We start from the raw sequence: 13,209 nt of genomic DNA, 5'->3' as shown, positions 1-13,209 counted from the left end.
GTGAATGCGTTCCTTCACCGGCCTTGGTGAGGGGAAGCATGCGAAGCTGCAACGCAGCAGGTTGATTACGGGGCTCGCGGCAGGGACTGACCACGGCCAAGCGGCAGCGCCGCCCACGGTTGGTTGCTTCACCCACAGCGTCCTCGCCGTACGCTTCGCGCTCCACCGTTGCCGTCGTAAGGATCAGACGCGATGGGGACAGGAACTCATAGCTAGCGATGTGATGACCGCTGTCGCCGAGGTGAGTTCCCTGATTTCACGCGCTTTTAGTCACGCCTGAAACCCAGCCAGAAAGTGTTGTTGGCTTTCAGTCTGGCCGGTCATCGGCGCCTCGAACTCGAAGTAGAGTCGCCGCGACCGGGCTTTGGCATTGACACTAATCCGGGGTTTTGTTGTCTGTCAAGCAAAAGTCGTCGGATCTTGGGATAACTTCGTCGACCTACCCGGCCGCGGCTCCGGACAAGCCCAAAACCATGGCATCGATTCGCTGAGGTGACATGGCATGGTGAATGGCCAGCATGCTGGCGCCCAGCACACCCGCGTCGAGCCCCGAACTTGACTGGACGATCTGCAGGTGTTGGGTCGCCAAGGGAATTGTGCGTGAGTAGACCACCTCGCGGATGCCCGCAATGAAATGCTCACCCGTCAGGGCCATGGAGCCGCCAATAATGATGACCGACGGGTTGATCAGACTGACACAGGCCGAGAGAACCTCGCCTACGTCCCTGCCCGCCTGACGCACCGCATGCACGGCTTCCGTACTGCCAGCGCCGACCAGCCGCACCACGTCTTCGCTGGTGCTGGCCTCCATGCCGAGCGCACGCAACTTCGACGCGACGGCTGGCCCCGATGCGACAGCTTCGAGGCAATCCTTATTCCCGCAGTGGCAGGGAACACCCGTGCCGTCGTGCACCCTGATATGCCCAATATCCCCGGCGACCCCGTCCGCACCCCGCTGCAGCATGCCGCTGGAGACAATGCCGGCGCCAATACCGGTGGCCACTTTGACGAAGATGAGATTGTCTACGTTCGGCCATGCAACATTGCGTTCCCCCAGCGCCATGATATTCACATCGTTGTCGACGAGGACCGGAACGTGGAAGTGGGCCTGCAAGTGGCCCGGAACGTCGAAGCCATTCCAGCCAGGCATGATCGGAGGATTGATGGGCCTGCCCGTCCTGTGCTCCACAGGACCGGGCAGGCCAATGCCGATGGCCAGGAGGTCCCTGATCGCCCGTCCGGAGTCGTGGAGCAGTTCGCTGCCCAGTTCAACGACGGCCTCGAGAACCACGTCAGGACCCTGGGATACTTCGATGGTGCGTGCAGTCTCGCGCAAGCGGTGACCGGTGAGATCCGTTACGGCCACACGCAGGTGGGATGCTCCGATGTCCACACCAAGGACAACTTTACTGCCGGCTTTCAACGCGATGCGCGAGGAGGGGCGGCCCCCGGTCGAGACGGCATCGTCCACGAAGCCGACCAGCCCGAGTTCCATGAGCGCCTCGATACGCAGCGTGATGGTGGAACGCGCCAGCCCCATTTGCTCCGCCAGCTCAGTGCGGGTACGCGGTCGTCCGTCCCGCAGGATCTGGAACAGCTCGCTCGCACCGGACGTACCTAGGCCATTAAAGCTACTTATGTCACTCATCGACTAATTACAGCACACCTTTCGACAAAACAAATGGCTGAAATTGAACCTCTCTGCTTAAGGACGAACTCTGATCCTGGGGAACCGGACTACCGACAGGGAGGAGCTATGAGGGGGCGGGGAGGGCACTTAATACGCGTAACTACGCTCATCTTCGATCTAAATACGAATGTTAGGAGCGTCAATATATCGACCTACACTAGACATTCGTTGTTTGTCGCCATTAGTCGTGTTACGTTCTTTGTGATCGACGTCTCCCGCTCACACATCCACGAAGGGGCACGAACGACCGGCTCGGCCAGATGCAGGCATCACTTCAAGGAGGAAGCTTTGATGAGGGACATCCATCGCTGTGGTTCGCGCTCGCAGCGGCGGGCACTGCGCAAGATGGCAGCAGCTGCATCTCTGGCCATTGCACCAACCGGAGCAACGACCGGACGGGCTGCCGCGGCCCCTGCCTCCACTAACGCCAACTCCGCAGCTGCTTGCGCACAGCTTCACCATCCTCACCTGCTACTCCTACTGACGCTGAGCTCTCCGACGGGCTACGCCCGTTGAGGGCTTGCACCACCGCACTCTGAAAGGACATCACATTGGGTACATCAGCTGAAGGGACTCCGGGCGTGACCGCGAGCCCACATGCCTATGGCAAGACGGGCATCTGGCTCATCGGCGCGCGAGGGTCAGTGGCAACCACAGCCACGGTGGGCCTGGCCGCCATCTCCGCCGGCCTTGCCGACGCCACCGGGTGCGTTACTGAGCAGGAACACTTCGGCGGGGTCGCGCTTCCCAACTTCGCAGACTTTGTGGTGGGCGGCCATGACATCAGCGACGTTTGCATGGCCAAGCGTGCCGAGGCACTCGTTGAATCGGGGATGCTGCCGCTTCACCTGCTCGAATCGGTCCGACCCCAACTCGTGGAAGCCGACCAGCGCGTACGGCCCGGCTACAATCCCGCGCAGAAATCAGAGTCACAGGCCGAGGTGGCGCGCAGGCTCGCGAAGGACATCTTAGATTTCCAGCACTCCAACCGCCTGGAACGCGTCATTGTTCTTGACGTCGCCTCGACCGAAGCCCCAGTTCAACCGATCCCTGAGTTCACTGACGCGCACCTGCTGCTGACTGCGCTGGAGGACCCGGCACGGTCGGTACTGCCGCCCAGTTCCGTCAGCGCCTACGCCGCCGCCCTGGCTGGTTCCCCGTACGTGTGTTTCACACCCTCCACCGCCTTTAACGTGCCCGCGCTGCGTGAACTGGCAGCCCGGCATCACATTCCAACGGCTGGCCAGGACGGTAAGACGGGCCAAACCTGGCTGCGGTCCGTTCTGGCACCGGCCTTTGCCGCCCGTGGGCTCCGTGTCCTGTCATGGGCCGGAACCAACCTGCTCGGCGGCGGTGACGGCGCGACGCTCGCTGATCCTCAAGCCGTTTCGGGGAAACTGCAGTCCAAGAATCGCGGCCTTCAGGAGCTGACCGGAGGTGCTGTTACTCCGCTTCACATTGACAACGTTCAGGATCTCGGCGAGATGAAGGTCGCCTGGGACCACGTCAACGTTGAGGGTTTCCTCGGTTCCCGCCTGACGCTGCAGACCACTTGGAGCGCTTACGACTCCATGCTGGCTGCACCCATGGTGCTTGACATCTCGCGCCTGATGGCGCTGGCCCACGTTGCCGGCGAAGAAGGCCACGTCGGAGCACTTGGATTCTTCTTCAAGGATCCGTGGGGCAGCGATGAGCACTCGTTCGCCAACCAGACACACAACCTCGTGGAGTGGGCCAAGAAGGCGAGCGCTACGCTGGGTACCGGCACCGGGAGCCTCGATCAGCAGTGAACCGCGTTAACGACTACCTCGAATTGGTCCGTGCGCCGGCCGTCCTTACCGTCCTCGGCGATACGCTCGCGGGTGGGTCCGCCGCAGGGCACGCACTCAGCGGCCGCCGGATCATTCTCCCCCTCGCCAGCGCCTGCCTCTACGCAGGCGGCATGGCACTGAATGACTACGCCGACCGCGGGACCGATGCACGCGAACGGCCGGAACGGCCCATTCCCTCCGGGAGAATCAGTGCCCGCAACGCCCTCACTGCCGCAACGGTCCTCACGCTGGCGGGGCTAGGCCTCAGCGCCGCAGGTGGTGGCAGGCGGGCGTTCGCAGTTGGACTTCCGCTCGCCACCGCAATCTGGACCTACGACCTGCTGGCCAAGAACCACGCGGTATCAGGTGCCCTCGCCATGGGTTCCTGCCGCGCCCTCGACGTTCTCATGGGCGCCGGCTCCGGGCACCTTCGGGCCGCGCTTCCCGCTGCGGGCATCATGGGCGGACACACGGTGGCTGTCACCCTCCTATCGCGCGGTGAAGTGGAGGGAACGACGACGGCGACCGCTTCGGGAGTCGCCGCCGGCACCGGCCTGCTTGCCGCTGCCGTGGTAGCCGGCTCTGCCGGGCCCCGCAACCAGGTCCTTGCTGTGTTTGCCGCCAGTGCTGCGTATGCTGCCCGATGCGCTCCGGCCCAGGTGCGGGCTGCCCGCAACCCGGTGGCGAAAAGCGCACTTGAAGCCACCAAGGCAGGCATCCGGGCGATGATTCCCCTGCAGGCAGCACTCACGCTTCGCCACGGAAACGTGGCCGCCGCCGGAGTGCTTGCGTCGGTGGATCTGCTAGGCAAGATCCTGCGTTCCCGTCCCCGGAGCTTGAGGATCAGCGAGTCATGACAGGAACCACATTCGCATCAGAATCCACGATGCCCTTCAGCCTGGGATACGGGACCAACGGTTTCGCCGACCACCCCCTTCCCATAGCGCTCGAACTCCTCGCTGAGCAGGGCTACGACGCTGTAGCACTGACGTTGGGCCACCCGCACCTGGACCCGTTTGCTGATGACCTGGACGCGCAACTGCAGTCACTGCGAAGCCGGCTCGACGAGCTGGGGCTCCGCGTAGTCATTGAAACTGGAACCCGCTTCCTGCTGGACCCGCGACGCAAGCACCGGCCCGCCCTGGTGGATGAAGATGCCGCAGTCCGGCTCGCCTTCCTGCGCCGGGCTGTCGACATCGCCGCGGCTTTGGAGGCAGAATGCGTCTCCTTCTTCTCGGGCGTACTTCCAGAAGACACCACCCCGGAAACGGGATGGCAGCGGCTCATCGCCCGGGTCGCCGACATCGTTGAGTATGCTCGCGGCAAGGGCGTGCTTCTCGCCGTCGAACCTGAACCGGGAATGCTGGTCGAGACGGTTTCCGACGTGCTGCGCCTTCGGGCAGAACTGGGCGATCCGGACAATCTGCGGGTGACCGTGGATATCGGCCACTGTGTAGTGGTCGAGCCGGCCGGTGTGCGGGGGGCCCTCCTGGAAGCCGGTCCGCTGCTGGCCAACGTCCAACTGGACGACATGCGCCCGCATGCCCACGAGCACCTGCCGTTTGGCGAAGGCACCGTCGATCTCCCGCTCGCACTCGCGACCCTGGCCGAACTGGGCTACCACGGTGTTGCCGCCGTCGAGCTGCCGCGACACTCCCATGACGCTCCGGGACTGGCGGTGCGCAGCATGGATGCCCTCCGCGCCGGCTGGCACGAAGCAGGAACTATAAGGGAATCCGAACGCTGGCTGCAGGAGAGCACAACGGCGATCGCCGCCAACCCTGGCACCCTTAACAACATCTTCGCCAGGGCCGGTCGCCGCCTGGGCCGCAGCCCTCTTCATCCGGACGCCGATCCCACCGGTGTTCTGTTCGGCACCACAAGCGACCATGCGCGGGGCCAGTTGATGGGCCGGCTTGGGGAGTTCCTTTCGCCCGATGAACTGGCCGAAGCCTTGCTGGCTCTCTACGACGGCGGCGATTCGGCAGAACGCCGGGGCTTGCTCAGGGGATTGGGAGCGTTGGCCACAGGCTTACCCAAGCTGCCGGACGTCGTCGTCACCGCGGGACTGCGCCTGACGGCGGACGCCCTGCGGACCAGCGAAAGCGGCATTGTCGCGGCCGCTGCCGGTCCGTTCGCGGCGGCCTACCTGGACCAGCACAGCTGGCGTCATGCCGTACTGAAGCTGGTGTTCATGGGCATCAGCCTCAGCGCCGTCACTGATCTCCAGAAGCGGGCTGATGACGAGCTCGCCCGGATGGCACGCGACTTCGCCGCGGAACGCACCGCCGCAGGGCGTCCGATCCCGGAGGACGTCCATCTGCTCCTGCAGTCCTCATCCAGCTTTTCCACCTCTTCTTAAGGAAAGCCAGCTATGCGCATTTTCGATCCGCACATTCACATGACAAGCCGGACCACCAATGATTACGAGGCCCTTTACGCCAACGGAGTGCGCGCCCTCGTGGAACCCGCGTTCTGGATGGGCCAGCCCCGCACCAACGTCGGCTCCTTCATCGACTACTTCGACTCCCTGCTGGGCTGGGAGCGGTTCCGCGCCGCCCAATTCGGCATCCGGCATCACGCCACGATCGCCCTCAACCCCAAGGAGGCGAACGATCCCCGGTGCGTTCCCGTCCTGGATGAGATCCCCCGCTACCTGGTGAAGGAGGGCGTCGTGGCCATCGGCGAGATTGGCTACGACTCGATGACGCCCGCCGAGGACGAAGCATTCAGCCGCCAGTTGCAGCTCGCACTTGAGTATTCACTGCCGGTGATGGTGCACACCCCGCACAGGGAGAAGCTTGCCGGCACACAGAGGACGCTGGATGTCGTCCGCGAGTCAGGCGTTACACCCGGCATGGTGGTTGTTGATCACCTTAATGAGACAAACGTGGAGATGGTGAAGGACGCCGGAGCATGGATGGGGTTCTCGATCTACCCGGACACCAAAATGGATGAGCGGCGCATGGTCGCGATCCTCGGCAGGTACGGAACTGAAAGGGTGCTGGTCAACTCCGCGGCTGACTGGGGCCGGTCGGATCCCCTGAAAACCGTCAGCACGGCCAACGCAATGCTCGCGGCGGGCTTCACGGCCGACGACGTCGACAAGGTGCTCTGGCGCAATCCTGTCGAGTTTTACGGCCAGAGTGGCCAGCTGATTCTTGATCCGATCCCCGGCTTCGACGCGGCTGAACTGCCGGACGCAGCAGCGGGTTTCGAAGGTAACTCAGTCCTGCGGGGGGCCCGGGTCTGATGCTTCTTTCATACTGCACCAACGTCCACCCGGCTGAAGATCTCGACGGCGTGATCCGGCAGCTCCGCGAGTACGCCGGTCCGATCCGCCGCACCGTGGGCCTGGCGATCCTCGGCGTGGGACTGTGGCTGCCCGCCGGGCTGGCCCGTCAACTGGCTCACAGTGAGGAGGACCGCGCCGCCCTCCGCGACGTCCTCGACGCTGAAGGGCTGCAGCTGCACACCATCAATGCCTTCCCCTACGGCGGCTTCCACAATGAAGTCGTTAAGCTCGACGTCTACAAGCCGACGTGGGCCGAGCGCGAGCGGTTGGAGTACACGCTGAACTGTGCGGAGGTGCTGGCAGCACTTCTGCCCGAGGACACAGCCGGCTCAATCTCCACGCTGCCCCTTGCCTGGCGCGAGCCATGGACAAAGAATCACGACGACGCCGCCACCACCGCGTTTGCCGAACTGAGCTCCCGCCTGCGTGACCTCAGGGAGCGTACAGGCAAGACCGTCCGTATCGCCGTCGAACCCGAGCCTGGCTGCGTTCTCGATACGGTCACCGACGTCGTCGGCTGGCTGGGAACACGAATCGAACGCGGCGTCGATCCCGAATTCGTCGGCCTGTGCGTGGACACCTGCCACCTGGCCGTTTCATTTGCGGACCCGGCCGGCGCAGTCAACGAAATTGATGCAGCAGGCCTGCGGATAGTAAAGGTACAGGCGTCAGCAGCCCTGCACGTAACGGATCCGACCGACCCGGCAGCCCGGGCGGCCCTGGCGGCGTTCGTTGAACCGCGATATCTCCACCAGGTAAGGGAGGCGCAGCCGGGCGGGGTTGTTGCTGCCGACGATCTCGCCGAAGCCCTCGCCGAGCTGCCGGGGGAAAGCGCGTGGCGGGTTCACTTCCACATCCCACTTCATCATGTGCCCTCAGCCCCTTTGGAGACCACCGTGGACGTGCTGCGGCGGACCGTCGCCGAGGTCGGTCAGTTGCCCTATGCGCCTGAGGTCCACCTTGACATCGAGACCTATACCTGGAGCGTGTTGCCTGGCGCGTCGGTGGGCATCACCGAGGGGATTGCAGCAGAGATCGCGTGGGCGCAGTCGAACCTGTTCGCTGCCGCACCCACGCCCTGAGAACGCGTATTCCGCACGTCACTCACAACCCGAAGCAAGGAAGATCCGTGAAACCCGTACTGCTGCTAAACGTCGTTGGCCTGACCGCCAAGGCCCTGAGCCAGATGCCTCGCTTGTCGCGGCTTGCGGCACAGGGGTGGTCCTCGGAACTGGCTACAGTGCTGCCCGCGGTGACGTGCACCGTGCAGTCCACTATGCTGACGGGCTTGGCGCCAGCACAACACGGGATCGTGGGGAATGGCTGGTACTTCCGAGAGCTCGGCGATGTTTTCCTGTGGCGCCAGCACAACAAGCTTGTCAGCGGCGAGAATATCTGGGAGGCAGCCCGCCGTCAGCATCCCGGGTACAGCGCAGGCAATGTCTGCTGGTGGTACGCCATGGGGATGTCCACCGACCTCACAGTGACACCCCGGCCGGTTTATCATGCAGACGGTCGCAAATCACCCGATGCCTACGTACGACCGGCGGAACTGCACGATGAACTTGTCTCCAACTTCGGGGACTTCCCGCTCTTCCAGTACTGGGGCCCGACGGCAACGATCCGATCGAGCGAGTGGATCGTCAATTCCACCAGGCACATCATGCGGAACCAGTCACCGAACCTGCTGATGGCCTACCTGCCGCACCTGGACTATGACCTCCAGCGGTTTGGACCCGACTCGCCGCAGGCTGACCGTGCGGCTGCCGAGCTCGACCGTACCCTTGCGCCTTTGCTGGACGAGGCCGAAGCACGCGGGTATGCGGTAATTGCGGTAGCCGAGTACGGGATCGAAGCAGCACGCACACCTGTCGACATCAACCGCGTACTGCGCCGGGAAGGCCTGCTTGAGGTCTACGTGCAGGACGGCAGCGAGCAACTCGATCCCTGGACCTCCCGGGCGTTTGCCGTAGCTGACCACCAGGTTGCACACGTGTACGTCTCAAACCCGTCGGACGTTGAGCGGGTGGCAGCACTTCTTCGCGGGACTGACGGAGTGGACGAGGTCCTCGACCGGGAAGCGCAGGGCCGCTACGGCCTCGATCACGAAAGGTCCGGGGAGCTCGTTGTCATAGCGGAGCCGGGTGCCTGGTTCACCTACTATTTCTGGCTCGACGACGACCGGGCACCCGAGTACGCACGCGGCGTCGATATCCATCGGAAACCTGGCTACGACCCCGCCGAGCTCTTCTTCAACCCAGCGGACAAGCTCGCGAAGGCCAAAGCAGGGCTCAACCTCGTCAAAAAGAAGCTGGGCCTGCGGTACGCCATGAGTACCGTGCCCCTTGATCCGACGCATGTGCGGGGCACCCACGGACGGCTTCCTGATTCTCCGGACGGCACGCCCCTGATTATTGGCTCGGAGGCCCGGATTCCATCCTCGGTAGAGGGCTTCCTGAACAGTAGCCGGCAGGTCCCCGCCGCTGCGGTTAAGGAGCTCGTGCTTCAGACCCAAGGCATCCACAGCTAAATATTAGCGTTTTAAACAACAAAGACTGAATGGGTCATTTATCCCGTGGTCTCTTATTATGCTGCCAGCCATAAAACGCGAACCTCAAGATCTGCTCAACTTTGTTTTTTCAAACCACTAGGCAATTCGCAGAGTGTCAACTAGCGTTCTAAGTGACCTGAGTCCGGCTGGTCCGGGTCCTCAATGACGAGAAGAAAGTGAACGATGACTGTTAATCGAAATGGGATAGCGGAAGCTCCCGGGCATCGTATCGATGCCACCGGTTTTACAAAGAGGCGCTCAGCTCGAGCGGGCGCGGGTCTGGCTATGGCTGCGCTGATCGCTACCTCCTTCGCCGTCGGCCCGGCGCAGGCCCAGCAGGGCGGCGGCGCCCCCGAAGTAGCTCCGCCTGATGCCAGCTTCCAGAAGGTGACGCTCAACGACGGCCCGGGTGAGCCTGTGGACCTCGCGGTGCTGCCCAACAACGACGTCCTGCATACCACCCGCGGCGGCGAAGTCTGGCTCAACGACGCAGACACAGGCCTCAACACCCTGGCCGCAACACTGGATGTCTACCAGCATGACGAAGAGGGCCTGCAGAGCATCGCACTTGACCCCAAATTCGGGACCAAGGGCAATAACTGGATTTACATGTACTACTCTCCGCCGCAGAACACTCCTGTGGATGATCCCGCTACCGCCGGCGTCAACGAGGGCGACGCGCCCTTCACCGGCACGGCGGCGGACTTCGAGAAGTTCAAGGGCTCCCTTAAGCTTTCGCGTTTCCAGTTCAATGGTTCCGCCATCGACCTCGCCAGTGAGCAGGAGGTCATCGAAGTCCCCGTTGACCGCGGCATCTGCTGCCACGTCGGCGGCGACATCGTCTTCGACGCCGATGGCAACCTGTACCTCTCCACCGGTGACGACACCAACCCTTTCCAGTCCGGCGGCTTCACCCCCATCGACGAACGGTCAACGAGCAACCCCGCGCTCGATGCGCAGCGGACCTCCGCGAACACCAATGACCTGCGCGGAAAGGTCCTGCGCATCACGCCCAAGGACGGCGGTGGATACACCATCCCCGCAGGCAACCTGTTCCAGCCCGGCACTGCGCAGACCCGGCCTGAGATCTACGTGATGGGCTTGCGGAACCCCTTCCGTATTGAACTCAGCCGGACCACCGGCGATCTCTTCATCGCCGACTACTCGCCTGACGCCCGTACCGCCAACCCTCTCCGCGGCCCCGCGGGTACGGGCAAGTGGGCAACCGTCACCGAGCCTTCCAACTACGGCTGGCCCTACTGCGCCACCGCTGAGCTGCCGTACGTCGACTACGACTTCGCTACCGGCACCTCCGGTGAAACATTCAACTGTGCAGCTCCCGTGAACGATTCGCCGCACAACACCGGCCTCCGTGAGCTGCCCCCGGTAGCCCAGCCCGAGGTCTGGTACTCCTACGGTGCCTCTCCCGAATTCCCCGAGCTGGAAACCGGCGGAATCGGCCCCATGGCCGGCCCTGCCTACGACTTCAACGAGAAGGCAACCAAGGGCGATGCACCGGTTGCCTGGCCGTCCTACTACGACGGTAAGTCCTTCTTCTACGAATGGACCCGCGACTACATCAAGGGCATGACTGTGGAGAACGGTGAACTCGCCTCAATCGAGAACGTCGTCGACTCCCTCGTGGTCGATAACCCCATCGACATGGAGTTCGGACCCAACGGTGCCCTCTACGTCCTTGAATATGGTGACGGCTATTTCGGCGAGAACCCTGACGCGCAGCTTTCCCGGATCGACTTCATCGGCGCGGGCGGCAACCACAGCCCCGTCGCTGTAGCCTCCGGCACCCCAACTGCGGGAGCAGCACCGCTGACCGTGCAGTTCTCAAGCGAAGGCACAGCCGACGCCGACGGCGACAAGATCCGCTACGAGTGGGACTTCAACTCCGACGGCGTCGTTGACTCCGGGGAAGCAAACCCCACCTGGACCTATGAGGAAATCGGAACCTACACCGCGAGCCTGAAGGTCACAGATCAGGGCGGCAAGCACCGTGGGCGCCACTCCTCTGCCGAGGTGGCAATCGAGGTAGGCAACCAGGCGCCGGTCATTGAGTTCATCAGCCCGGTTGCAGGCCAGGAATTCCACTTCGGTGACACCGTCAGCTATGAGGTCCGGGTCACCGATGACCAGCCTGTTGACTGCTCGCTGGTTCAGGTGACCTACATCCTCGGCCACCACACGCACGGACACCCGCAGACCACCACCTCGGGCTGCACCGGCACCATCACCACCACCGTCCCGGAGGGCCATGACCCAGCCGTTGACGACCTCTCAGCCGTCTTCAGCGCGAGCTACACCGACGCCGGTGACGCCGTGTCAGCTCCGCTGACCGGGACCGCTGAGGTGGTACTTGCGGTAGCCAACTGATGCTCCGCGGAGTAACAATGACTGCACTGTAAGGGCCACTGACCTGACAACGAAGCGGACCCTGTTCCAGCCAAAGGCTGGAACAGGGTCCGCTTTTCGTCCCGAAGTAGCCGCAGACGAAGTTACATTGGCTGACTCGGCGCGCCGGCGTCGTCGTCCTGGGGACGCAGGAAACCGGCGGGATCCCGGATCAGGGGTTCGAATGCGAGCTCTGCTGCACCAACCAGAATGGGATCTTCACCAAGGGGGGCCAGTTCAATCGCCACGTTCTCCCAGGGACCTCGTCTTCCGGGGGTGCGCAGCGCCTCGCTGAGGGTGCCAGGTGAGGCGCGAACGAGGATGCGCAGGAAGCCGCCCAACACAATTAGGGAGGGATTCAGCAGGTTGACGATGCTTTTCAGCCCGATGGCCAGCAACTGGATCTGCCGTTCGATGATCGCTCCCACCTCCTGGGACGCTGACTCGTCCTGCAGTTTCTCCAAGACGGCCTCTTCGAGATTTTCCGTCTCACCGGCCGGGAGTCCGATGGCCGCGATCAGTTCTTCACGAGTGACCTCGGCTTCGAGGCAGCCAGTGGACCCGCACGTGCATTGCGCGCCGCCCGAGCGCACGTGTGTGTGCCCCAACTGCCCGGCGAAACCGGTGGCACCGCGAATGAGGCGGCCTCCGCTGACGACGCCTCCGCCGATGCCGCTCGCCCCTCCGTAGAGGTAAACGAGGTCCGAAACGTCGCGGCCCGCACCGAAGGTCGCCTGTGCACGCGCCCCCACGACGGCGTCATTTGCGGCGATGACCGGAAGTTTCAGGGCGTCGCTGAGGAGCGCTGCGAGCGGCTGGTCACGCCAGCCAAGATGGGGCGCTTCGATGACGGTGCCATCCACGGGATCCACCAGCCCTGGTACGGCGAGCCCCACGCCCATAATCCGGTGCCGGGCAGGTAGCGAGGTGCGCATGCCCGTGTAGATGGCTGTCACAATGTTCACGACTTCCGCTACTGACGGCGGCCGGACGGTGTGGAAGCGGACGGGGTTCACGATGTGACCGCCCAGAGACACAAGCGCAACGCTGACGACGTCGATATCCGGGTTAACCGACAGTGCCAGCGCGCCCGGACTCGGCTCAATCATGATGCTGGGGCGACCATGCTGTTGGGCCTGGTCGAGGTCGCTCTCCAGGACAAGGCCCAGCTGGGCGAGTTCACCGACGAGCGCGGCAATCGTCGATCGGTTGAGTCCGGTGGCACGGGTGAGTTGTGCGCGGGAGACGCCGTCCATGGAGTGCACCAAACCCAGCACGGTCGAAAGATTATGCTGCCGGGTGGAATCGCGGTTGTTTCCCAGGTTCGTACCGGCGACACTGCGCCGAATGCGTTCATCGTGCAACGGCGGTTTCAGGTCCTTCCTGGCAGATCGCCTCGGTGCCGGATTTGTTCTTTCATGATAGCGGCAGAACGGGCAGGATCTACGAGCAGGGAATC

9 protein-coding genes are annotated in these 13,209 nt (G+C 63.4%); 7 read left to right on the top strand and 2 right to left on the bottom strand.

The annotated features are described in order from the left end of the window. Positions 1 to 439: 439 nt before the first annotated feature. On the bottom strand, positions 440 to 1,648 hold the full coding sequence (locus ACX80V_RS14720; protein ID WP_058930136.1) for an ROK family transcriptional regulator: 1,209 nt from the start codon (positions 1,646 to 1,648) through the stop codon (positions 440 to 442). A 623-nt stretch (positions 1,649 to 2,271) separates the two neighbouring features. On the opposite strand from ACX80V_RS14720, the gene ACX80V_RS14715 reads away from it, so the two are divergent. The 7 genes from ACX80V_RS14715 (at position 2,272) to ACX80V_RS14685 (ending at position 11,732) form a co-directional block, all read left to right on the top strand. After that, positions 2,272 to 3,480, top strand: a complete 1,209-nt coding sequence (locus ACX80V_RS14715) for an inositol-3-phosphate synthase (RefSeq protein WP_485843764.1) — start codon at positions 2,272 to 2,274, stop codon at positions 3,478 to 3,480. Continuing rightward, on the top strand, positions 3,477 to 4,358 hold the full coding sequence (locus ACX80V_RS14710; protein ID WP_485843763.1) for an SCO3242 family prenyltransferase: 882 nt from the start codon (positions 3,477 to 3,479) through the stop codon (positions 4,356 to 4,358). Before ACX80V_RS14715 ends, ACX80V_RS14710 begins: the two co-directional genes overlap by 4 nt. Further along, on the top strand, positions 4,355 to 5,863 hold the full coding sequence (locus ACX80V_RS14705) for an EboA domain-containing protein (protein ID WP_485843762.1): 1,509 nt from the start codon (positions 4,355 to 4,357) through the stop codon (positions 5,861 to 5,863). Before ACX80V_RS14710 ends, ACX80V_RS14705 begins: the two co-directional genes overlap by 4 nt. A gap of 12 nt (positions 5,864 to 5,875) precedes the next feature. Then, positions 5,876 to 6,754, top strand: coding sequence for a TatD family hydrolase (locus tag ACX80V_RS14700; RefSeq protein ID WP_485843761.1), 879 nt, complete (start codon positions 5,876 to 5,878; stop codon positions 6,752 to 6,754). Continuing rightward, positions 6,754 to 7,878: a metabolite traffic protein EboE gene (eboE, locus tag ACX80V_RS14695; protein ID WP_485843760.1), complete on the top strand. Its 1,125-nt coding sequence runs from the start codon at positions 6,754 to 6,756 to the stop codon at positions 7,876 to 7,878. Before ACX80V_RS14700 ends, eboE begins: the two co-directional genes overlap by 1 nt. 47 nt (positions 7,879 to 7,925) lie before the next feature. Beyond that, a complete protein-coding gene (locus ACX80V_RS14690; protein ID WP_485843759.1) occupies positions 7,926 to 9,326 on the top strand; it encodes an alkaline phosphatase family protein in 1,401 nt (466 codons plus the stop codon). A gap of 306 nt (positions 9,327 to 9,632) precedes the next feature. Continuing rightward, positions 9,633 to 11,732, top strand: a complete 2,100-nt coding sequence (locus ACX80V_RS14685) for a PQQ-dependent sugar dehydrogenase (protein ID WP_485843758.1) — start codon at positions 9,633 to 9,635, stop codon at positions 11,730 to 11,732. 122 nt (positions 11,733 to 11,854) lie between these two features. Here ACX80V_RS14685 and ACX80V_RS14680 read toward each other — a convergent pair whose 3' ends face one another. After that, positions 11,855 to 13,027 (bottom strand): ROK family protein, encoded by a 1,173-nt coding sequence (locus ACX80V_RS14680; RefSeq protein WP_157768952.1) that lies wholly within the window; start codon positions 13,025 to 13,027, stop codon positions 11,855 to 11,857. Positions 13,028 to 13,209: the final 182 nt, after the last annotated feature.

Source organism: Pseudarthrobacter arbutini (genome assembly GCF_054510915.1).
Note: the sequence above shows the minus strand (reverse complement) of the source record. Positions and strands in the feature narration are given on the sequence as shown.